Source organism: Streptomyces sp. MRC013 (genome assembly GCF_023614235.1).
Taxonomy (GTDB): Bacteria; Actinomycetota; Actinomycetes; order Streptomycetales; family Streptomycetaceae; genus Streptomyces.
This window is the reverse complement of record NZ_CP094264.1, coordinates 1,330,808-1,351,534: the sequence shown is the minus strand read 5'-3', so window position 1 is coordinate 1,351,534 and position 20,727 is coordinate 1,330,808. Positions and strand designations below refer to the sequence as shown.

Below are 20,727 nucleotides of genomic sequence, written 5' to 3'. Positions count from 1 at the left end.
GGCACGGGGAATACCGGGGCTCCCACCCCGGTTTTGGGAGATGCGACCGGTCCTGGCAGACTGGTACGTCGGCCCCGGTTCACGCACCCGCATCCCGCGGAGGCGACCCGGAGCCCTCCCGGAACTAGGAGACACCTTGAAGCGCGACATCCACCCCGAGTACGTCGAGACCCAGGTCAGCTGCACCTGCGGCGCGTCGTTCACCACCCGCAGCACGATCGAGAACGGCGCCATCCGCGCCGAGGTCTGCTCCGAGTGCCACCCGTTCTACACGGGCAAGCAGAAGATCCTCGACACCGGCGGCCGCGTGGCCCGCTTCGAGGCCCGCTTCGGCAAGGCTGCCGGCTCCAAGAAGTAGCGAGCCGTACCGCCGGTCTCCGGCCGTCCCTCGGACGGCCGGGGCCGGCTTTTTGGTCCGGGGACCGGGTCTCCCCGGGCCGCCCCGTCGCCCGCAGCCCCCTTGCCCACATCCCACTCCAGGAGCCCCCGATGTTCGAGGCGGTCGAGGAACTGGTCGGCGAGCACGCCGACCTAGAGAAGAAGCTCGCCGACCCTTCGGTCCACGCCGATCAGGCCAACGCGCGCAGGCTCAACAAGCGCTACGCCGAGCTGACCCCGGTCGTCGCCGCGTACCGCGACTGGAAGCGGACCGGCGAGGACATCGAGACCGCCCGCGAGTTCGCCGCCGACGACCCCGACTTCGCCGTCGAGGTCAAGGAGCTGGAGAAGCGGCGCGAGGAGCTCACCGGCAGGCTGCGGCTGCTGCTCGTCCCGCGCGACCCCAGCGACGACAAGGACGTCATCCTGGAGATCAAGGCGGGCGCGGGCGGCGACGAGTCCGCCCTCTTCGCCGGCGACCTCCTGCGGATGTACCTGCGGTACGCCGAGCGCGTCGGCTGGAAGACCGAGGTCATCGACGCCACCGAGTCCGAGCTGGGCGGCTACAAGGACGTCCAGGTCGCCGTGAAGACCAAGGGCGGCAACGGCGCGACCGAACCCGGCCGGGGCGTCTGGGCGCGGCTGAAGTACGAGGGCGGGGTGCACCGCGTGCAGCGCGTGCCGGCCACCGAGTCGCAGGGCCGCATCCACACCTCCGCGGCCGGCGTCCTCGTCACGCCCGAGGCCGAGGAGGTCGACGTCGAGATCAACCCCAACGACCTGCGGATCGACGTCTACCGGTCCTCCGGCCCCGGCGGCCAGTCCGTCAACACCACCGACTCGGCCGTCCGCATCACGCACCTGCCGACCGGTGTCGTCGCCTCCTGCCAGAACGAGAAGAGCCAGCTCCAGAACAAGGAGCAGGCCCTGCGCATCCTCCGCTCCCGGCTGCTCGCGATGGCCCAGGAGGAGGCCGAGCGCAACGCCGCGGACGCCCGCCGCAGCCAGGTCCGCACGGTCGACCGGTCGGAGAAGATCCGCACCTACAACTACCCCGAGAACCGCATCTCGGACCACCGCGTCGGCTTCAAGGCGTACAACCTGGACCAGGTGCTCGACGGGGACCTGGACGCCGTGATCCAGGCGTGCGTCGACGCCGACGCGGCCGCGAAGCTCTCCGCCGCGTGAGCCCCTCCCCGTAACCCACACCCTCGTACGACCCAGCAGCCCGGAGGACCAGCGTGCAGCAGAATTTCGGGGGAAGGACCCCGAGCCCCCGCAGCCTGCTGCTGTCGGAGGTCGCCCAGGCCACCCGGCGCCTGGCCGACGCCGGAGTGCCGTCGCCGCGCTTCGACGCGGAGGAGCTCGCCGCCTTCGTCCACGGCGTCAAACGCGGCGAACTGCACAACGTCGGGGACGCCGACTTCGACGCCCGCTACTGGGAGGCCGTGGCGCGCCGCGAGGCCCGCGAGCCGCTCCAGCACATCACCGGCCGGGCGTTCTTCCGCTACCTGGAGCTCCGTGTGGGCCCCGGCGTCTTCGTGCCCCGCCCGGAGACCGAGTCGGTCGTCGGATGGGCGATAGACGCCGTACGGGCGATGGACGTCGTCGAGCCGCTCGTCGTCGACCTGTGCTCCGGCTCCGGCGCGATCGCCCTCGCCCTGGCCCAGGAGGTGCCGCGCTCCCGCGTGCACGCCGTGGAACTGTCCGAGGACGCCCTGGTGTGGACGCGGCGCAACGCCGAGGGGACCAGGGTCACCGTCCACCACGGCGACGCGCTGACGGCCCTGCCGGAGCTGGACGGCCAGGTCGACCTGGTCATCTCCAACCCGCCGTACATCCCGCTCACCGAGTGGGAGTACGTGGCGCCCGAGGCGCGCGACCACGACCCCGACATGGCGCTGTTCTCCGGCGAGGACGGCCTCGACGTGATCCGCGGCATCGAGCGCACCGCGCACCGCCTGCTCCGCCCCGGCGGCCTCGTCGTCGTCGAGCACGCCGACACGCAGGGCGGCCAGGTGCCGTGGATCTTCAGCGAGGAGGCCGGCTGGGCGGACGCCGCCGACCACCCCGACCTGAACAACCGACCCCGCTTCGCGACGGCCCGCAAGGCGACGCCGTGACACCGGTGCCTGCGCTGGCGCCGACGACGCGCGGCGCCCGCGCGCGGGAGCGGGACGACCCCCGGACGGCGTCCGGGGAGCACGGGGACGGGCGGCCGGGCGCGGCCGGCCGTCGGCGGGGCCCGGAGCGCCCCGGAGGTGAACCGAGTGACCGAAACTGGGAGGGTCCCCTGATGGCACGGCGATACGACTGCAACGACGCGACCGACCGCTCGACGGGCCTGCGCGAGGCCGCGTCCGCCGTCCGCCGCGGCGAGCTCGTCGTGCTGCCGACGGACACCGTCTACGGCATCGGCGCGGACGCCTTCAGCCCGGAGGCCGTCGCCGACCTGCTGGAGGCCAAGGGCCGCGGCCGCAGCATGCCCACGCCCGTCCTCATCGGCTCGCCCAACACCCTGCACGGCCTGGTCACCGACTTCTCCGAGCAGGCGTGGGAGCTCGTCGACGCGTTCTGGCCGGGCGCGCTCACGCTCGTCGCCCGGCACCAGCCGTCCCTCCAGTGGGACCTGGGCGACACCCGCGGCACCGTCGCGGTCCGCATGCCGCTGCACCCCGTGGCGATCGAACTGCTCACCGAGGTCGGCCCGATGGCGGTGTCCTCCGCCAACCTCACGGGGCACCCCGCGCCGGAGGACTGCGACGCCGCCCAGGGCATGCTCGGCGACTCCGTGTCGGTGTACCTGGACGGCGGCCCGACGCCGGGCATCGTGCCGTCGTCGATCGTCGACGTCACGCGGAGGACGCCGGTGCTGCTGCGCGCGGGCGCCCTCTCCGCGGACGAGCTGCGCAAGGTCGTACCCGACCTCGAGGTGGCCAGTTGACCGCCCCTGAGGGGCGTGGCATAGGCACGGCGAGCACGTTCCGCATCCTCCACGTCAGCACCGGCAACGTCTGTCGCTCGCCCATCACCGAGCGGCTGACCCGCCACGCCCTGCGAGGCCGCATCGGCGACCCCGCGGGCTGCGGGCTGATCGTGGAGAGCGCCGGCACGTGGGGGCACGAGGGCGCGCCGATGGAGGCGAACGCCGAGGCGGTCCTCGCGGACTTCGGCGCCGACGCGAGCGGGTTCGTCGGCCGGGAACTGATCGACGAGCACGTCATCCGCGCCGACCTGGTGCTCACGGCCACCCGCGACCACCGGGCCCAGGTCGTCTCGATGGGCCACAGCGCGGGTCTGCGCACGTTCACCCTGAAGGAGTTCACCCGGCTCGTGCGGGCGATAGACCCCACGACGCTGCCCGACCCGGAGACCGACGGCGTGGTGGCCCGGGCGCACGCGCTGGTGCGGGCGGCGGCCGCGCTGCGGGGCTGGCTGCTGGCGCCGAGCGCGGAGGCGGACGAGGTGAACGACCCGTACGGCGCGCCCATCACGTTCTTCCGGTCGGTGGGCGACGAGATCGACCGGGCCCTGGAGCCGGTGGTGACCGCCCTGACGGGGGTCCCCGCGCGCCGCTGAGCCGCCGGAGGGGCGGGCCGCGGGAGCCGGGCCTACAGTGGAGGGGACCGGGGGGACCGCCCATGCCCGGAGCCACCGATGCCGCTCACCGCCGGAGTCGAGGAGGCGCTGGACGGCGCCTACGGACCGGACGCCGGCGCGCTGCGCCGGCAGGACCCCGAGATCGCCGACGCGCTGGACGGGGAGGCGCGGCGGCAGGAGGACGGCCTCCAGCTGATCGCCGCGGAGAACTTCACCTCGCCCGCCGTGCTCGCCGCGCTCGGCTCGCGGCTCGCCAACAAGTACGCCGAGGGCTACCCCGGCCGCCGCCACCACGGCGGCTGCGAGTACGCCGACGCGGCCGAGCGGCTCGCCGTGGAGCGGGCGTGCGCCCTGTTCGGCGCCGAGCACGCGAACGTGCAACCCCACTCGGGTTCCTCCGCCGTGCTGGCGGCGTACGCGGCGCTGCTGCGCCCCGGGGACACCCTCCTCGCCATGGGCCTGGTCCACGGCGGCCACCTCACGCACGGGTCGCCGGCGAACTTCTCGGGACGCTGGTTCCACTCCGTCCCGTACGGCGTCGACGCGGAGAGCGGGCTCGTCGACCACCGCCAGGTGCGCCTCCTGGCCCGCCGCCACCGGCCGAGGGCGATCGTGTGCGGCTCGATCTCGTACCCCCGGCACCTCGACCACGCCGAGTTCCGCGACATCGCCGACGAGGTGGGGGCGGCCCTGATCGTCGACGCCGCGCACCCCATCGGGCTGGTCGCCGGGGGAGCGGCGCCCAACCCCGTCCCGTACGCGGACGTCGTGTGCGCGACGACGCACAAGGTGCTGCGCGGGCCGCGCGGCGGGCTGCTGCTGTGCGGGGCGGAGCTGGCGGAGCGGATCGACCGGGCGGTGTTCCCGTTCACGCAGGGCGGCCCCCAGATGCACACCGTCGCCGCCAAGGCCGTCGCCTTCGGGGAGGCCGCCGCGCCGGCGTTCGGCGCGTACGCCCACCGGGTCGTCGACAACGCGCGCCTCCTCGCCGCGCACCTCGCCGAGCTGGGCCTCGCGGTGACGACCGGCGGCACGGACACGCACCTGATCACCGCCGACCCGGCGCCGCTCGGCGTCGACGGCCGCACCGCCCGCGCACGCCTGGCGGCTGCGGGCCTGGTCGTGGACACGTGCGCGCTGCCCTACGGGGACGGGCGGGGCGTCCGGCTGGGCACGGCCGCGGTGACCACCCAGGGCATGGGCGCCGCGGAGATGGAGCGGATCGCGCGGCTGTTCGCCGAGGCGCTCCGCGAGGGTGCGGACACGGGCGGAACGCGCGCGCGGGCACGGGCCCTGGCACGGCGGTTCCCCCCGTACCGGGGGTAGGAGGACCCCCCGGCGCAACCGCGTACCGCTCCGGGGCGTCTCCACCACGGTGGCGGCGCGACTAGGGTGTGGGGCTGAGATGGCCAGCGACTCCTGTGGGGCAGCCCGTGCGTGACTACCTGCTGACGCTCTGCATCACGGCCGCGGTGACCTACCTGCTCACCGGGCCGGTGCGGAAGTTCGCGATCGCGGCGGGCGCGATGCCCGAGATCCGCGCGCGCGACGTGCACAGAGAGCCCACGCCGCGGCTCGGCGGCATCGCCATGTTCTTCGGGCTCTGCGCCGGGCTGCTCGTCGCGGACCACCTGGACCGCCTCAACAGCGTCTTCGCGCTCTCCAACGAGCCGCGCGCCCTGCTCTCCGGCGCCGCCCTGATCTGGCTGGTCGGCGTCCTCGACGACAAGTTCGAGATCGACGCGCTGATCAAGCTCGGGGCGCAGATGATCGCGGCGGGCGTCATGGTCATGCAGGGCCTGACGATCCTGTGGCTGCCGATCCCCGGCGTCGGCCCGGTCGGCCTCACCCAGTGGCAGGGCACGCTCCTGACCGTCGCGCTGGTCGTCCTCACCATCAACGCGGTGAACTTCGTCGACGGCCTCGACGGCCTCGCCGCGGGCATGGTCTGCCTGGCCGCCTCCGCGTTCTTCCTGTACGCCTACCGGATCTGGTTCGGCTACGGGATCGAGGCCGCCGCGCCGGCGACGCTGTTCGCCGCCGTGCTGATGGGCATGTGCCTGGGCTTCCTGCCGCACAACATGCACCCGGCGCGGATCTTCATGGGCGACTCGGGCTCGATGCTGATCGGGCTGGTGCTGGCCGCCTCGGCGATCTCCATCACGGGCCAGGTGGACCCGGACGCGCTGAAGCTCTTCGAGGGCTCGGCCCGCGAGGCGACGCACGCCGCGCTGCCGGTCTTCATGCCGCTGCTGCTGCCGCTGACGGTCATCGCGATCCCGATGGCGGACCTGGTGCTGGCCATCGTGCGCCGCACCTGGAACGGCCAGTCGCCGTTCGCCGCCGACCGGGGCCACCTGCACCACCGGCTGCTGGAGATCGGCCACTCCCACAGCCGCGCCGTGCTCATCATGTACTTCTGGTCGGCGCTGATCGCCTTCGGCACGCTGATGTACTCCGTCCACTCCGCGTCGATGTGGATCATGCTGCCGATCGTGGCGCTGAGCGCGGTGGGCCTGGTACTGCTGCTCCTGCCCCGCTTCCAGCCGCGCGCGCCGCGCTGGGCCGAGTCGTTCGTACCGCCCCGTTACCGGCGCCGGAAGACCACCCCGCAGGCCGGCCAGGAGGCCCCGACGGCCGCGGAGGGCGGCGCCGGGGCGCCCCCCGCCCCCACCGCGGGGGGCGGGCACCCGGAGGAACCGCCGCGTGTTCCGGCGGGCGTCAACGGCGCGACCGCGATCGGTGCCCGTTCACGCCTTCCCGAACGAAGGAAGGCCGGAACGCCGAGTTGACGCGGACGCCGCGTACGGCAATACCAGACGAAGCGTCTCTTGTCGCGTGCACACGTGCAGCACCACTCTCATGTGTGAGAGTCGGCACACTTTCGGGTAAAGACCTCCCCAAATAGTTTGTGATACCGTTCACGAGACCCGGAGAGGGTGCCGAAGGGCCGCAGTGCGACGGTTCGTTGGCGCCGAAACCCGACTCGGACCGGGCCTACGCTCGTCCATGACGACACCACGCCCCCACCAGCAAGCGGAGATGCCGCCATGCCGTCCAACGACGCCCGCACCCTCCTGCACACCGCCGTGCCCACACTCGTGACCGGTGCCGTCGGCGCCGTGGTCGGCGGTGTGGCGGCCGGCGGGAAGGGAGCCGTCGGAGCCGCGCTGGGCGCGCTGCTGGTGGTCCTCTTCATGGGAGCGGGCGTGGTGGTCCTGCAGCGCACCGCGAGGTCCCTGCCGCACCTCTTCCAGGCCATGGGGCTGATGCTCTACACCGCTCAGCTGCTGCTGCTCTTCGTCGTCATGTCGCTGCTGAAGGACACCACGCTGTTCGACTTCAAGGCCTTCGGCTTCACGCTGCTCGCCGCGACGATCGTCTGGGTCACCGCGCAGGCACGCCACTACATGAAGGCGAAGATCCTCTACGTCGACCCGGCGTCGGAGGACGGCGGCCGGACCGCGAAGACCGGGTCCGCGGCGTGAGAGGTAGGGCCGGGATAAAGGGCCGTTCGAGATGCTGCTATCGTCCGGTGCCATATGCGGCACTGCGGGCGCGGCCATCCGAGCCGACGCCTGTCCCAGCGCGACGCTCGACGCCTAGCCGCCGCCCCCTTACCCGTAAGACCAGTCCAGTGCCGAACCGCGGCCGCGCGCCGCGCCGACACAACGAGGTTGCCGTACCTATGCGCCACGCTGAAGGAGCCCGCGGTGAGTGCTGACCAGACGCTTGCCTTCGACCCCGATTGCCACATCTTCACCGGATGCGGCTTCCCGGCGCCGGGCCTCCACACCTTCCTGTACGAGCCCATCGCCGTGGTCGGCGGCTTCGAGTTCACCAAGCCGATGCTGCTGGCGCTGCTGGGCTCGATCGCGGTCGTCGCGTTCTTCTGGGCCGCCTTCGCCAAGCCGAAGCTGGTGCCCGGCAAGGTGCAGATGATCGGTGAGGCCGGGTACGACTTCGTCCGCCGCGGCATCGTCTACGAGATCATCGGCAAGAAGGACGGCGAGAAGTACGTGCCGTTCATGGTCTCGCTGTTCTTCTTCGTGTGGATCATGAACCTCTGGTCCATCATCCCGCTCGCGCAGTTCCCGGTCACCTCCCTGATCGCCTTCCCGGCCGGTCTCGCCGCGATCGTCTACGTGACCTGGGTCGGCCTGACCTTCAAGAAGCACGGCTTCGTCGGCGGCTGGAAGAACATCCTCGGCTACGACAAGTCCCTCGGCGCGATCCTGCCGCTGATCATGCTCCTCGAGTTCTTCTCGAACCTGATCATCCGGCCCTTCACCCACGCGGTGCGGCTCTTCGCGAACATGTTCGCCGGCCACCTGCTGATCGTCATGTTCTCCCTGGCGACCTGGTACCTGATGAACGGCCTCGGCTTCGTCTACGCCGGCGCCTCGTTCGTCATGGTCGTCATCATGACGGCCTTCGAGCTCTTCATCCAGGCCGTCCAGGCGTACGTCTTCGTGCTCCTGGCCAGCAGCTACGTCCAGGGCGCGCTCTCCGAGCACCACTGAGCGGGCCTCGGCCCAGCCCACCCCCCTACCAACAGACGTCCGGTGGCCAACCCCCACCGGGTCCTTGAAAGAGAAGGAAGAACCGGCATGTCCGCTCTCGAGACTCTCGCCGCTGTCAACGGAAACGTCGCCTCCATCGGCTACGGCCTGGCCGCGATCGGCCCCGGCGTCGGCGTCGGCATCATCTTCGGTAACGGCACCCAGGCCCTCGCCCGCCAGCCCGAGGCGGCCGGCCTGATCCGCACCAACCAGATCATGGGTTTCGCCTTCTGTGAGGCGCTCGCCCTCATCGGCATCGTCATGGGCTTCGTCTACAAGTAAGCCGGACCGACAGCCCAGACCCCTTTCACGGAAGGCACTGATGTGAACGCTCTGTTCCTTGCGGCGGCGGAGGAGCCCCAGAATCCTCTGCTTCCGCATCTCGACGAGCTCGTCATCGGCCTGATCGCCTTCGCCATCGTCTTCGGCTTCCTCGCCAAGAAGCTCCTCCCGAACATCAACAAGGTTCTGGAAGAGCGCCGCGAGGCCATCGAGGGCGGGATCGAGAAGGCCGAGTCGGCCCAGATCGAGGCCCAGAGTGTGCTTGAGCAGTACAAGGCTCAGCTCGCCGAGGCCCGCCACGAGGCCGCGCGTCTGCGCCAGGAGGCACAGGAGCAGGGCGCCGCGATCATCGCCGAGATGAAGGCGGAAGGCCAGCGTCAGCGCGAGGAGATCGTCGCCGCCGGCCACGCGCAGATCGAGGCCGACCGCAAGGCGGCCGCCTCCGCTCTGCGCCAGGACGTCGGCAAGCTCGCCACCGACCTGGCCGGCAAGCTGGTCGGCGAGTCCCTCGAGGACGTCGCCCGCCAGAGCCGCACCATCGACCGCTTCCTCGACGAGCTCGAGGAGAAGGCCGAGGCCGCCCGATGAACGGAGCGAGCCGCGAGGCACTGGCTGCCGCGCGCGAGCGTCTCGACGCGCTGACCGACAACACGTCGGTCGACGCCGGGAGGCTCGCCGAGGAGCTGGCCGCCGTCACCGCGCTGCTCGACCGCGAGGTGTCGCTGCGTCGGGTCCTCACCGACCCGGCGCAGGCCGGCGAGGCCAAGGCCGACCTGGCCGTGCGACTGCTGAGCGGTCAGGTGGGCGGCGAGACCGTCGACCTGGTCTCCGGCATGGTCCGTTCCCGCTGGTCCCAGTCGCGCGACCTGGTCGACGCGGTCGAGGAGCTGGCGGACACCGCGGACCTCACCGCGGCCCAGAAGGCCGGCGTCCTCGACGACGTCGAGGACGAGCTGTTCCGGTTCGGCCGGATCGCGACCTCCAGCCCCGAGCTGAGGGTCGCGCTGACCGACCGGGCCGCCACGGCCACCGCCAAGGGCGAGCTGCTGCGCCGCCTCCTCGGCGGCCGGGCCAACGCGGCGACCGAGCGGCTGATCGTCCGCCTGGTCACCCAGCCGCGAGGACGTAGCCTGGAGGGGGGACTCGAGTCCCTGTCCAAGCTCGCCGCCTCGCGCCGGGACCGGATGGTCGCGGTCGTCACCTCGGCGGTACCGCTCACCGACCGGCAGAAGGAACGCCTCGGCGCGGTGCTGGCGAAGATGTACGGCCGGAAGATGCACCTGAACCTCGACGTGGACCCCGCGGTCCTCGGCGGGATCTCGGTGCGGATCGGCGACGAGGTCGTCAACGGCACGATCGCCTCCCGCCTCGACGAGGCGACGAGGCGGCTGGCCGGCTGACCCGAGGACCCGGTCACCCAACCCAACAAGCGTTACCTACGGCCCGGTTGGGCCGTGCACAGGATGCAGAAGTTCTGGGGGGAGCCCCCAGATCCCCCAAAGAGACTTCGGGCCCAACAAGGAGAGCAGGGAACCCAGATGGCGGAGCTCACGATCCGGCCGGAGGAGATCCGGGACGCGCTGGAGAACTTTGTCCAGTCGTACAAGCCGGACGCGGCCTCGCGCGAGGAGGTCGGTACGGTCAGCCTTGCCGGCGACGGCATCGCGAAGGTGGAGGGTCTTCCCTCGACCATGGCCAACGAGCTGCTGAAGTTCGAGGACGGCACCCTCGGCCTCGCCCTCAACCTCGAGGAGCGCGAGATCGGTGCCATTGTCCTCGGCGAGTTCAGCGGCATCGAGGAGGGCCAGTCGGTCCAGCGCACCGGCGAGGTCCTGTCCGTCGCCGTCGGCGAGGGCTACCTGGGTCGCGTCGTCGACCCGCTCGGCAACCCGATCGACGGCCTCGGCGAGATCGAGACGTCCGGCCGCCGCGCCCTCGAGCTGCAGGCCCCCACGGTCATGCAGCGCAAGTCGGTGCACGAGCCGATGGAGACGGGCTACAAGGCCGTCGACGCGATGACCCCGATCGGCCGTGGTCAGCGTCAGCTGATCATCGGCGACCGCCAGACCGGCAAGACCGCCCTGGCCGTCGACACGATCATCAACCAGCGTGACAACTGGCGCACCGGCGACCCGAAGAAGCAGGTCCGCTGCATCTACGTCGCCATCGGCCAGAAGGGCTCCACCATCGCGTCCGTCCGCGGCGCGCTGGAGGAGGCCGGTGCCCTGGAGTACACGACCATCGTCGCCGCCCCGGCGTCCGACCCGGCCGGCTTCAAGTACCTGGCGCCCTACACCGGCTCCGCCATCGGCCAGCAGTGGATGTACGAGGGCAAGCACGTCCTCATCGTCTTCGACGACCTGTCGAAGCAGGCCGACGCCTACCGCGCCGTGTCGCTGCTGCTGCGCCGCCCGCCGGGCCGCGAGGCCTACCCGGGTGACGTCTTCTACCTGCACTCCCGCCTGCTGGAGCGCTGCGCCAAGCTCTCCGACGAGATGGGCGCCGGCTCCATGACCGGTCTCCCGATCGTCGAGACCAAGGCCAACGACGTCTCGGCGTTCATCCCGACCAACGTCATCTCCATCACCGACGGCCAGTGCTTCCTGGAGTCCGACCTGTTCAACGCCGGTCAGCGCCCGGCCCTGAACGTCGGCATCTCGGTCTCCCGCGTCGGTGGCTCCGCCCAGCACAAGGCCATGAAGCAGGTCTCCGGCCGGCTCCGCGTCGACCTGGCCCAGTTCCGCGAGCTGGAGGCGTTCGCCGCCTTCGGCTCCGACCTGGACGCCGCGTCGAAGGCCGCCCTGGAGCGCGGCAAGCGCATGGTCGAGCTGCTGAAGCAGCCGCAGTACCAGCCGATGTCGACCGAGAACCAGGTCGTCTCCGTCTGGGCCGGCACCACCGGCAAGATGGACGACGTCCCGGTCCAGGACATCCGCCGCTTCGAGACGGAGCTGCTGGACTTCCTGCACCGCGAGCACAAGTCGCTCATGACGTCGATCCGCGAGGGCGGCAAGATGTCGGACGACACGCTCGGCAAGGTCGCGGAGTGCATCGCCGACTTCAAGAAGCAGTTCGAGACCTTCGACGGCAAGCTGCTCGGCGAGGACGCCCCGGCCACCGTCAACGTCTCCAAGTGACGACGGAAGGGACCTGATCCATGGGAGCGCAGCTCCGGGTCTACAAGCGTCGCATCCGGTCCGTCACCGCGACGAAGAAGATCACCAAGGCGATGGAGATGATCGCCGCCTCGCGCATCGTCAAGGCGCAGCGCAAGGTGGCGGCCTCCACGCCGTACGCGACCGAGCTCACCCGCGCGGTCACGGCGGTGGCGACCGGTTCGAACACCAACCACCCCCTCACCACGGAGGCGGAGTCCCCGACCCGTGCCGCGGTCCTGCTCGTCACGAGCGACCGCGGTCTGGCCGGCGGCTACTCCTCCAACGCCATCAAGCAGGCCGACCGGCTCACCGAGCGGCTGCGCGGCGAGGGCAAGGAGGTCGACACGTACATCGTCGGCCGCAAGGGCGTGGCCTACTACGGCTTCCGCGAGCGCAAGGTCGCGGACGCCTGGACCGGCTTCTCCGACAACCCGACCTACGCGGACGCCAAGCAGGTGGCCGCCCCGCTGATCGCGGCCGTCCGGCAGGACACCGCGGACGGTGGTGTCGACGAGCTGCACATCGTCTTCACGGAGTTCGTGTCGATGATGACGCAGACGCCGGTGGACGACCGGATGCTGCCGCTCAGCCTCGCGAAGGCCGCGGAGGAGACCGGGGGCAGGGGCGAGATCCTTCCCCTGTTCGACTTCGAGCCGTCGGCGGAGGACGTCCTCGACGCCCTCCTGCCGCGCTACGTCGAGAGCCGCGTCTACAACGCCCTGCTGCAGGCCGCCGCCTCCGAGCACGCGGCCCGCCGCCGGGCGATGAAGTCGGCGACCGACAACGCGGGAGAGCTGATCAACTCGCTCTCGCGCCTTGCCAACGCGGCCCGCCAGGCCGAAATCACCCAGGAAATCAGCGAGATCGTCGGTGGCGCGAGCGCCCTCGCCGACGCGACCGCGGGGAGTGACAAGTAATATGACTACCTCTGTTGAGGCGGCCATCCCGGGCAGCACGGCCACGGGCCGCGTCGCCCGGGTCATCGGCCCGGTCGTCGACGTGGAGTTCCCCGTCGACGCGATGCCGGAGATCTACAACGCCCTGACGGTCGAGGTCGACGACCCGGCCGAGGAGGGCAAGCGCAAGAAGCTGACGCTCGAGGTCGCCCAGCACCTCGGCGACGGCATCATCCGCGCCATCTCCATGCAGCCCACCGACGGCCTGGTCCGCCAGGCCCCGGTGACCGACACGGGCAAGGGCATCACCGTCCCGGTCGGCGACTTCACCAAGGGCAAGGTGTTCAACACCCTCGGCGAGGTGCTGAACGTGCCCGAGGCGAACGCCGAGGTCACCGAGCGCTGGCCGATCCACCGCACGGCCCCGGCCTTCGACCAGCTCGAGTCCAAGACCGAGATGTTCGAGACCGGCCTGAAGGTCGTCGACCTCCTCACCCCGTACGTCAAGGGTGGAAAGATCGGTCTGTTCGGTGGTGCCGGTGTCGGCAAGACCGTTCTGATCCAGGAAATGATCATGCGTGTCGCCAACCTCCACGAGGGCGTCTCCGTCTTCGCGGGCGTCGGCGAGCGCACCCGTGAGGGCAACGACCTCATCGCGGAGATGGAGGAGTCCGGCGTCCTGGACAAGACCGCCCTGGTCTTCGGCCAGATGGACGAACCCCCGGGCACCCGTCTGCGCGTCGCCCTGGCCGGTCTGACGATGGCGGAGTACTTCCGCGACGTCCAGAAGCAGGACGTGCTCTTCTTCATCGACAACATCTTCCGGTTCACCCAGGCCGGTTCCGAGGTGTCCACCCTGCTCGGCCGCATGCCGTCCGCGGTGGGCTACCAGCCGAACCTGGCCGACGAGATGGGCCTCCTCCAGGAGCGCATCACGTCGACCCGCGGTCACTCGATCACCTCGATGCAGGCGATCTACGTCCCCGCCGACGACCTGACCGACCCGGCGCCGGCCACCACCTTCGCCCACCTCGACGCGACGACGGTCCTCTCCCGTCCGATCTCCGAGAAGGGCATCTACCCGGCCGTGGACCCGCTGGACTCCACGTCCCGGATCCTGGACCCGCGCTACATCGCGCAGGACCACTACGACGCCGCCATGCGCGTCAAGGGCATCCTGCAGAAGTACAAGGACCTCCAGGACATCATCGCGATCCTCGGCATCGACGAGCTGGGCGAAGAGGACAAGCTGGTCGTCCACCGCGCCCGTCGCGTCGAGCGCTTCCTGTCCCAGAACACCCACGCGGCGAAGCAGTTCACCGGCGTGGACGGTTCGGACGTCCCGCTCGACGAGTCGATCGCCGCGTTCAACGCGATCTGCGACGGCGAGTTCGACCACTTCCCGGAGCAGGCCTTCTTCATGTGCGGTGGTCTCGAGGACCTCAAGAAGAACGCCAAGGAACTGGGCGTTTCCTGAGGTCGCGTGACGTGTGAGGGGGCGGGCGCGTCCCGCCCCCTCACGCTGCACCTCCCTCCGGGGCACACCGCCCCGGGCCCCGGCCGCCCCCGCGGCCGTCCCCGGCCCCGCTGGCCGGCGCGGGTCCTCGGCACTCCGGTGCCGACGGCCCTACTAGACTTATGACCCAACACCCGGCACAACCCGCCGGGTGGTGACCCGAGGAGCCACCCTTGGCCGCTGAGCTGCACGTCGAGCTGGTCGCCGCGGACCGGAGTGTCTGGTCCGGCGAGGCCACCCTGGTCATCGCGCGCACCACCTCCGGCGACATCGGCGTCATGCCCGGCCACCAGCCGCTGCTCGGTGTGCTGGAGTCGGGCCCGGTGACCATCCGTACGAGCGAGGGGGGCACGGTCGTCGCCGCCGTGCACGGCGGTTTCCTCTCGTTCGCGGACAACAAGCTGTCGCTGCTCGCGGAGATCGCCGAGCTTGCGGACGAGATCGACACCCAGCGCGCCGAGCGTGCGCTGGAGCGTGCGAAGACGGAGTCGGACGCCGCGGCCGAGCGGCGCGCCGAAGTCCGGCTGCGCGCGGTGGCGGCGCACTAGCGCGTCGCCGCTGATCGAACCCTGCCGGGCGCCCCTCACCGGGCGGCCCGGCCCCTCAGCCGCGGCCCGGCCTGGACTCTCTCCAGACGGGGTCGCGGCTGAGGCGATGCAGATGCAGGTCGTATCCGGTTACAGGACGAAGCGAGGAGGTCGGTGGAGATGTTCCTCGCTCTGCTGGTGAGCGCACTGGTCGTCGCACTGGTGGTGATCGGGCTCTTCGTCTTCGGCCTGCGGCGGCGGCTGATCCAGCGGTCGGGCGGCACGTTCGACTGCAGTCTCCGCTGGGACGCCCCCGAGGGGGGCGACCCCTCCGGCAAGGGCTGGGTGTACGGGGTCGCCCGGTACGGCGGCGACCGGATCGCCTGGTTCCGGGTCTTCTCGTACGCGCCCCGCCCGCGGCGCGTCCTGGAGCGGGCCTCCATCGAGGTCCTGGACCGCCGCATGCCGGACGGCGAGGAGGAACTGGCACTCCTGTCGGACTCCGTCGTACTGGGCTGTCTGCACCGGGGCACGCGCCTGGAACTCGCCATGAGCGAGGACGCCCTCACCGGTTTCCTCGCCTGGCTGGAGGCGGCGCCCCCCGGGCAGCGGGTCAACGTGGCCTAGACGCCCCGCACCACCGCCCGGCCGGCCGGTGGGCGGTGGTGCCGGTTCCGGCTGCGGGGACCCCGGGGCGGGCGCGGGCCGCCCGGCCCGGCGGGACCCCCGCCCCTCCGCGCCCACCGGCCGAAAGCCCCTCGTCCCCCGCCGTCGCCCGCTCCGGCCGGCCGGTTGCCCGAACCCGGTCCGGTACGCGCCCGGGCCGTCCCGCCGGCCGCGCCGTGCGCCGCCGCGGGGTGCGCCGGGCGCGCCCCGCCGGGCGCCGGGGGCGGTTCTCGCCCGTCGAGCCGTGTTCCGGGGGCCCGCGGTCCCGGGTGGCGGAGCCGTCACTCCGTCCCGGGCCGGGCGCGGCGGGCGTAGGCCCGGGCGGCGCGGGCCCGGTCGCCGCAGCGGGTGGAGCACCAGTGGCGGCGGCCGTGGCGGAGCAGGAAGCGGTTGCAGGGGGTGGAGCCGCAGGCGGTGAGGCGCTCGGCGTCGGGGCCGGTGAGAAGGTCGGCGGCGTCGGTGGCGAGGGCCGCCAGGGCGTGGGCGAGGATCCCCGTGGTGGGGTGGAGGGCCACGCGGTAGGGGCCGCCCCTCTCGTCCCACCGCAGCAGCGGGGCCGTGGGGACCCGGGTCATCGAGTCGTTGATTGCGGCGACGGCGGCGGGGGAGGCGGGGAGCCCCGCGGCGCGGGAGGCGAACAGCGACCTGGTCTGCTCGCGCAGCGAGCGCAGCCGCGCCGTGCACATCTCCAGCATGCCGGCGTCGATCGGTGCGAGACCGTGCCGCGTCAGCCAGCGGTTCGCCTGTGCGGGGGTCTCCAGGAAGTCGACCGCCTGGCCGCCGGGCAGGGTGACGAAGCTGTTGGCGAGGGCGAGGGACGGGTGTTCCCCCTCGCCCCGCGCGGGCGGCAGGACGGCTTCCTCCGCCGCGGTCTCCTTCATGGACCTCATGGTAAGGCTTGTGCGCATCCATGAGAAACGACTACCTTCACTTCACGTTCTACCAATCAGTAATCCGTGAGGTGTTCCTCGTGTCCTCCCCCTCCGCGACGGCCGGGCGGTTCCCGGTCCGCGTCCTCGGCGGCCCGACCGCCCTCTTCGACTACGGTGGCCTGCGCTTCCTGACCGATCCGACCTTCGACGGTCCCGGCGACTACCCGACCCTCGGCCCCACCCTGACCAAGACCGCCCCCTCCACCACGGACCCGGCCGACCTCGGCCCCGTCGACGTCGTCCTCCTCTCGCACGACGAGCACGCCGACAACCTCGACGCCTCCGGCCGGGCCCTGCTCGCCGACGTCCCCCTCACCCTCACCACCCCCGGCGGCGCCCGGCGCCTCGGGGGCGGAGCCCGGGGGCTGGCCGACTGGGAGGCCGTCGGGCTGGACCGTCCCGGCGGCGGGACCGTCACCGTCACCGGCGTCCCCGCCGTGCACGGCCCCGGCACGCGCGAGGAGACCGAGCCGATCACCGGGCAGGTCGTCGGCTTCGTGCTGACGGGGGAGGACCTGCCCACCGTCTACGTCAGCGGGGACAACGCCTCGCTCGACGCGGTCGGGGAGATCGCCGAGCGCTTCGCCCCGGTGGACACCGCCCTCCTCTTCGCCGGAGCCCCCCCGCTTCCCCGAGCTCTTCGGCGGCGCGCCGATCGTCCTCGACAGCGTCCGGGCCGCCCGGGCCGCCCGGATGCTCGGCGCCCGCCGCGTCGTCCCCGTCCACCACGACGGCTGGGCCCACTTCACCGAGGGCCGCGAGGAACTGGAAGCCGCCTTCACCGCCGCCGGTCTGGCCGACCGCCTGGACCCGGACTGGGTCCGGCGCGCCTGAGCCGGCGGGCTCCCGGGGCGACCGGCCGGGGCGGAGCGGTCCGGCGGTCCCGGCCGAAGCACCGGGGCGCGCCGGAGCGCCCCTGCCGGCGGGTCGCACGGCCCGGGCCGGTACGGCGGGCCCGCCCGCTGCCGGGATCCCGTCCGGGGAGCCGCGCGGCGCGAGCCTCCCCGGCCCGTGGACGGCGCGAGGCGGTCCTCCCGTACGGCTCCCGGGAACGGGAGGGGCGGAGACGGGTGGGAAAGCGGGCTGTCGCCGCCGTGGACCGGTGGCGGCCTGTAGCGTCGGTCCGGGACGTCGGCGGAGTGGGCGGGGCGGCACATGGACGCGTTTCTGGGGCTCGGCTTCGTCATCAGCGTCGGCGCGGCCGGGTTCGGCTACTCGTACATGGAACTCGCGCAGGGCTACAAGGACGTGGGGCTGGGCGCACGGCGGGAGTCGGGCAGGAACGTCATGCTCGGGGGCCTCGCCGGCACCACCGTCTTCGGCATCCTCATCGCCCTGTGGTTCGGCGAGACCGACGGGGACCTCTCCGCCGGGGCCGCCGTCCTCCTCAGGGCGGGAGCCGGCGTCCTCGCCTGCCTCCCGCCGGTCGCCGCCGTCGCGTACCGCGCGAAGGCGGTACGCCGCCGCCGGCGCGCCCGGACCGCCGACCGGGAACACCGGCGGGTGGCCGGGGAGGCCGTGCGCGCTCGCCACGACCGGGTCAGGGAACGGTACGGGGCGTACCTGTCGGACGTCTTCGCCGTACTGGACCATCCGGCGATGACGGACGTCCGGGTACCCACCACCGAATCGCTGGTCCGGGCCCTGGCCGCGGCCGACGACGCCGCAGCGGCCGCCGGCACCGGACACGCGGGCCTGTCGGCCTACCGGGAGGCGGTCGCGGCGGCCGAGATCGCCTTCGAGAAGGCGCAGCGGTACGCCCACGAGGTGGGGACCGGCCTGCTGCCGGCCCGGGAGCGCGACACGGTCGCGCTGGCCCGGAAGCTGCTGACCACGGCTCTCGACGGCGGCGGCACGCCGGAGGAACGACGGTCGGCCTACCGCAGGGCCCGCTCGCTGCTGGACGGCGTCGTCCCGATGCCGCCCCGGACGTCCGCCGCACTCGACGGCCGACTCCGGCGGGCCCTGCCGCCGGCGCCGTGCCCGGGAGAGCGCCCGCGGGAACAGGACCGCTGACCGCACGGCGGACGGCGGACGGCGCCCGAGGAGGCGGGCGACGAGCGTCCGGCCCCTCCGCCCGCGTACGGACACCGGCCGAAACGCCCGTCGCCCGGTTCGGGCCGACCCCGGCGAACGCCCCGTGGCCCCGGGCGCGCCGCGCCCACCGCCGACGAGCCCGGCGCCGTCACGCCACGGGCCGCGCGGAGGCGTGGCGCAGGGGGCCCCGGATCAGACCCCCAGCTCCCGGGCGAGCACCGCCGCCTGCACCCGGCTGCGCAGCCCGAGCTTCCCCAGGACCCTGCTGACGTGCGTCTTCACCGTCGCCTCCGCCATGTCGAGACGTACCGCGATCTCCGCGTTGGACAGCCCTTCGCCGAGACACGACAGGACCTCGCGCTCCCGTCGGGTCAGCGGGTCGAGCACGCCCCGGTCCGGCTCGGGTTCCGCCGTGCGGCCGGGCCGCGCGCCGCCCCGCCGCCCCGCCGCGAACTCGGCGATCAGCCGCCGGGTGACCGCCGGGGCGATCAGTCCCTCGCCGCGGCCCACCGTCCGCACCGCCTCGATCAGGTCGCGGGCCTCGGCGTTCTTCAGCAGGAACCCCGCGGCGCCGGCGCGCAGCGCCCCGAAGACGTACTCGTCGAGGTCGAAGGTGGTCAGGACCAGGACGTCCGCGAGTTCCTCGGCCACCACCCGGCGCGTCGCCTCCACCCCGTCCAGCAGCGGCATCTGGACGTCCATCAGCACCAGGTCCGGGCGCAGCTCCCGGGCCAGCCGCACCGCCGCCTCGCCGTCCCCGGCCTCGCCGACCACCTCGATGCCGGGAGCGCTGCGCAGGATGAGGACGAGCCCCGCCCGTACGGACTTCTGGTCCTCCGCGACCAGGACGCGGACCGCGCCGCCCGCCGCGCCCGTCCCCGCGCCCCCGCCCGTCCCCGTGCTCATGCCCGTCCCCGTGCTCATGCCGCCGGCTCCCCGTCGTCCTCCGCCACGGGCAGCACCGCCCGCACCCGCCACGTCCTGTGCCCCGCCCGGTCCGCGGGGCCCGCCTCGAACTCCCCGCCGAGCAGCGCCACCCGCTCCCGCATCCCCACCAGCCCGGCCCCCGACCCGGGCGCCCGCGGTCCCGCCGGACGGCCGAACGGGCTGGTCACCTCGATCGTCAGCGCGTGCCCGGCGTGCTCCACCACGACGTCCACCCCGCCCGCGCCGGAGTGCTTCAACGCGTTCGTCAGCGACTCCTGCACGATGCGGTACGCCGCGAGCTCCACCGGCGCGGGCAGGTCCTCGTCCGGCGGCGGTGCGGTCAGCGTGAACGTCAGCCCGTTCGCCGCACCGTGCGCCTCGGCCTGCCGCACGAGGGCGGAGAGCCCGGCCAGGGTCGGCGCGGGCGCGGGGTCGCCGTCGGCGCCGCTGTCCCGGAGCAGCGAGATCAGCCGGCGCATCTCGGCCAGGCCCTCGACGCTGTTCTCCCGGATCACGCCGAGCGCCTCCCGGCTGGTGGCCGGATCGCAGAGGGAGAGCGCGGCGGTCGAGTGGATGGCGATCGCGGAGAGGTGCCCCGCGACCATGTCGTGCAGCTCCCGCGCCATCCGGGCGCGCTCCGCCACCACCGCCTCCCGGCGGTCCATCTCCGCCAGCAGCGCCGTCTGCTCGGCGCGCAGCCGGGCGGCGTCGGCGGCCTGCCGGTGGTTGCGCACGACCGCGCCGGTGGCGGCGGGGGCGAACGACACCATGCCGGTGAGGATTCCGATCAGCAGCGCCCACGGTTCGCGGTACCAGGCCAGCGACGCGACCGACACCGCGACGGTGATCAGCCCCGTCGTCACCGGCAGCCGCCGGGCGGAGGCGGGCGGCCCGTACACGACGGCCGCGTACATGAGGTCCGTGAACATCAGGATCGTCGCGATGTTGCCCCGCGTGAACTGGTCCGCGACGACCGCGACCGTCCCGACCAGCAGCGCCGTGCGGGGCCGGACGCGCCGGAGGAACTCCAGCGACGCCATCACCAGCAGCGGCGGCAGGACGGCCCCCGGCGCGTCGAGGACGGCGTGGTGGGCACCCTGGTTGAACACGCCGAGCGACCACAGCAGGAGGCCGACGGCGAGGCCCGTCGAGGCCAGGAGGACGTCGTCGCGGTGGGGGGCGGAGCGGTGTCACGGTCCCATCCAACACGCCCGTCGGACCCGCCGCGTCGCCGTCCGGGGCGAGC

The 20,727-nt window shown here is 72.7% G+C and carries 21 protein-coding genes and 1 pseudogene; 19 read left to right on the top strand and 3 right to left on the bottom strand.

Annotated elements, in window-relative coordinates; genetic code table 11:
- Window positions 1-136: 136 nt before the first annotated feature.
- From rpmE to LUW75_RS05860, 17 genes are all read left to right on the top strand, one after another.
- Window positions 137-358 carry a 50S ribosomal protein L31 gene (gene rpmE / locus LUW75_RS05940; RefSeq protein ID WP_250334679.1) on the top strand — a complete coding sequence of 74 codons (222 nt, stop codon included), beginning with the start codon at window positions 137-139 and terminating at the stop codon, window positions 356-358.
- A 131-nt stretch (window positions 359-489) separates the two neighbouring features.
- Window positions 490-1,566: a peptide chain release factor 1 gene (prfA, locus tag LUW75_RS05935; protein WP_250334678.1), complete on the top strand. Its 1,077-nt coding sequence runs from the start codon at window positions 490-492 to the stop codon at window positions 1,564-1,566.
- Between the two features lie 53 nt (window positions 1,567-1,619).
- Window positions 1,620-2,501, top strand: a complete 882-nt coding sequence (gene prmC / locus LUW75_RS05930; RefSeq protein WP_250334677.1) for a peptide chain release factor N(5)-glutamine methyltransferase — start codon at window positions 1,620-1,622, stop codon at window positions 2,499-2,501.
- Window positions 2,502-2,674: 173 nt separating this feature from the next.
- Window positions 2,675-3,322 carry an L-threonylcarbamoyladenylate synthase gene (locus LUW75_RS05925; protein WP_250334676.1) on the top strand — a complete coding sequence of 216 codons (648 nt, stop codon included), beginning with the start codon at window positions 2,675-2,677 and terminating at the stop codon, window positions 3,320-3,322.
- Entirely contained in the window at window positions 3,319-3,957 is a 639-nt protein-coding gene (locus tag LUW75_RS05920) for an arsenate reductase/protein-tyrosine-phosphatase family protein (RefSeq protein ID WP_250334675.1), read from the top strand. Before LUW75_RS05925 ends, LUW75_RS05920 begins: the two co-directional genes overlap by 4 nt.
- A 78-nt stretch (window positions 3,958-4,035) precedes the next feature.
- Window positions 4,036-5,304 carry a serine hydroxymethyltransferase gene (locus tag LUW75_RS05915; protein WP_250334674.1) on the top strand — a complete coding sequence of 423 codons (1,269 nt, stop codon included), beginning with the start codon at window positions 4,036-4,038 and terminating at the stop codon, window positions 5,302-5,304.
- A 107-nt stretch (window positions 5,305-5,411) separates the two neighbouring features.
- Entirely contained in the window at window positions 5,412-6,770 is a 1,359-nt protein-coding gene (locus tag LUW75_RS05910) for an MraY family glycosyltransferase (protein WP_250334673.1), read from the top strand.
- A 258-nt stretch (window positions 6,771-7,028) separates the two neighbouring features.
- The gene (locus tag LUW75_RS05905) at window positions 7,029-7,466 is read left to right on the top strand and encodes a hypothetical protein (protein WP_250334672.1); all 438 of its coding nucleotides are present in this window, start codon (window positions 7,029-7,031) and stop codon (window positions 7,464-7,466) included.
- Window positions 7,467-7,691: 225 nt separating this feature from the next.
- Window positions 7,692-8,501, top strand: coding sequence for a F0F1 ATP synthase subunit A (atpB, locus tag LUW75_RS05900; protein WP_250334671.1), 810 nt, complete (start codon window positions 7,692-7,694; stop codon window positions 8,499-8,501).
- An 87-nt stretch (window positions 8,502-8,588) separates the two neighbouring features.
- The gene (gene atpE, locus LUW75_RS05895; protein WP_010474382.1) at window positions 8,589-8,822 is read left to right on the top strand and encodes an ATP synthase F0 subunit C; all 234 of its coding nucleotides are present in this window, start codon (window positions 8,589-8,591) and stop codon (window positions 8,820-8,822) included.
- 42 nt (window positions 8,823-8,864) lie between these two features.
- Window positions 8,865-9,410, top strand: coding sequence for a F0F1 ATP synthase subunit B (locus LUW75_RS05890; RefSeq protein ID WP_250334670.1), 546 nt, complete (start codon window positions 8,865-8,867; stop codon window positions 9,408-9,410).
- Window positions 9,407-10,222, top strand: a complete 816-nt coding sequence (locus LUW75_RS05885) for a F0F1 ATP synthase subunit delta (protein ID WP_250334669.1) — start codon at window positions 9,407-9,409, stop codon at window positions 10,220-10,222. Before LUW75_RS05890 ends, LUW75_RS05885 begins: the two co-directional genes overlap by 4 nt.
- A 138-nt stretch (window positions 10,223-10,360) precedes the next feature.
- A complete protein-coding gene (atpA, locus tag LUW75_RS05880) occupies window positions 10,361-11,959 on the top strand; it encodes a F0F1 ATP synthase subunit alpha (RefSeq protein ID WP_250334668.1) in 1,599 nt (532 codons plus the stop codon).
- 20 nt (window positions 11,960-11,979) lie between these two features.
- The gene (locus LUW75_RS05875) at window positions 11,980-12,897 is read left to right on the top strand and encodes a F0F1 ATP synthase subunit gamma (RefSeq protein ID WP_250334667.1); all 918 of its coding nucleotides are present in this window, start codon (window positions 11,980-11,982) and stop codon (window positions 12,895-12,897) included.
- A 1-nt stretch (window position 12,898) separates the two neighbouring features.
- A complete protein-coding gene (atpD, locus tag LUW75_RS05870; RefSeq protein WP_250334666.1) occupies window positions 12,899-14,353 on the top strand; it encodes a F0F1 ATP synthase subunit beta in 1,455 nt (484 codons plus the stop codon).
- A 212-nt stretch (window positions 14,354-14,565) separates the two neighbouring features.
- The gene (locus LUW75_RS05865) at window positions 14,566-14,940 is read left to right on the top strand and encodes a F0F1 ATP synthase subunit epsilon (RefSeq protein ID WP_250334665.1); all 375 of its coding nucleotides are present in this window, start codon (window positions 14,566-14,568) and stop codon (window positions 14,938-14,940) included.
- A gap of 159 nt (window positions 14,941-15,099) precedes the next feature.
- Window positions 15,100-15,546 carry a DUF2550 domain-containing protein gene (locus tag LUW75_RS05860; RefSeq protein ID WP_250334664.1) on the top strand — a complete coding sequence of 149 codons (447 nt, stop codon included), beginning with the start codon at window positions 15,100-15,102 and terminating at the stop codon, window positions 15,544-15,546.
- Window positions 15,547-15,866: 320 nt separating this feature from the next.
- Here the strand turns inward: LUW75_RS05860 and LUW75_RS05855 are convergent, their stop codons facing one another.
- A complete protein-coding gene (locus tag LUW75_RS05855; RefSeq protein WP_250334663.1) occupies window positions 15,867-16,466 on the bottom strand; it encodes a CGNR zinc finger domain-containing protein in 600 nt (199 codons plus the stop codon).
- 89 nt (window positions 16,467-16,555) lie between these two features.
- On the opposite strand from LUW75_RS05855, the pseudogene LUW75_RS05850 reads away from it, so the two are divergent.
- Window positions 16,556-17,351 (top strand): annotated as a pseudogene (locus LUW75_RS05850) (MBL fold metallo-hydrolase).
- A gap of 321 nt (window positions 17,352-17,672) precedes the next feature.
- Entirely contained in the window at window positions 17,673-18,533 is an 861-nt protein-coding gene (locus LUW75_RS05845) for a hypothetical protein (RefSeq protein ID WP_250334662.1), read from the top strand.
- A gap of 213 nt (window positions 18,534-18,746) precedes the next feature.
- Here LUW75_RS05845 and LUW75_RS05840 read toward each other — a convergent pair whose 3' ends face one another.
- A complete protein-coding gene (locus LUW75_RS05840) occupies window positions 18,747-19,460 on the bottom strand; it encodes a response regulator (RefSeq protein ID WP_250337565.1) in 714 nt (237 codons plus the stop codon).
- A 14-nt stretch (window positions 19,461-19,474) separates the two neighbouring features.
- Window positions 19,475-20,638: a sensor histidine kinase gene (locus LUW75_RS05835; RefSeq protein WP_250337564.1), complete on the bottom strand. Its 1,164-nt coding sequence runs from the start codon at window positions 20,636-20,638 to the stop codon at window positions 19,475-19,477.
- Between the last annotated feature and the right edge of the window lie 89 nt (window positions 20,639-20,727).

Bases quoted from the DNA above. Each gene is read 5' to 3' on its own strand.
- prfA (WP_250334678.1), top strand. From the start codon at position 490: ATGTTCGAGGCGGTCGAGGAACTGGTCGGCGAGCACGCCGACCTAGAG.
- LUW75_RS05925 (WP_250334676.1), top strand. From the start codon at position 2,675: ATGGCACGGCGATACGACTGCAACGACGCGACCGACCGCTCGACGGGC.
- LUW75_RS05915 (WP_250334674.1), top strand. From the start codon at position 4,036: ATGCCGCTCACCGCCGGAGTCGAGGAGGCGCTGGACGGCGCCTACGGA.
- LUW75_RS05905 (WP_250334672.1), top strand. From the start codon at position 7,029: ATGCCGTCCAACGACGCCCGCACCCTCCTGCACACCGCCGTGCCCACA.
- atpE (WP_010474382.1), top strand. From the start codon at position 8,589: ATGTCCGCTCTCGAGACTCTCGCCGCTGTCAACGGAAACGTCGCCTCC.
- LUW75_RS05885 (WP_250334669.1), top strand. From the start codon at position 9,407: ATGAACGGAGCGAGCCGCGAGGCACTGGCTGCCGCGCGCGAGCGTCTC.
- atpA (WP_250334668.1), top strand. From the start codon at position 10,361: ATGGCGGAGCTCACGATCCGGCCGGAGGAGATCCGGGACGCGCTGGAG.
- LUW75_RS05875 (WP_250334667.1), top strand. From the start codon at position 11,980: ATGGGAGCGCAGCTCCGGGTCTACAAGCGTCGCATCCGGTCCGTCACC.
- atpD (WP_250334666.1), top strand. From the start codon at position 12,899: ATGACTACCTCTGTTGAGGCGGCCATCCCGGGCAGCACGGCCACGGGC.
- LUW75_RS05860 (WP_250334664.1), top strand. From the start codon at position 15,100: ATGTTCCTCGCTCTGCTGGTGAGCGCACTGGTCGTCGCACTGGTGGTG.
- LUW75_RS05855 (WP_250334663.1), bottom strand. From the start codon at position 16,466: ATGAAGGAGACCGCGGCGGAGGAAGCCGTCCTGCCGCCCGCGCGGGGC.
- LUW75_RS05845 (WP_250334662.1), top strand. From the start codon at position 17,673: ATGGACGCGTTTCTGGGGCTCGGCTTCGTCATCAGCGTCGGCGCGGCC.
- LUW75_RS05840 (WP_250337565.1), bottom strand. From the start codon at position 19,460: ATGAGCACGGGGACGGGCGGGGGCGCGGGGACGGGCGCGGCGGGCGGC.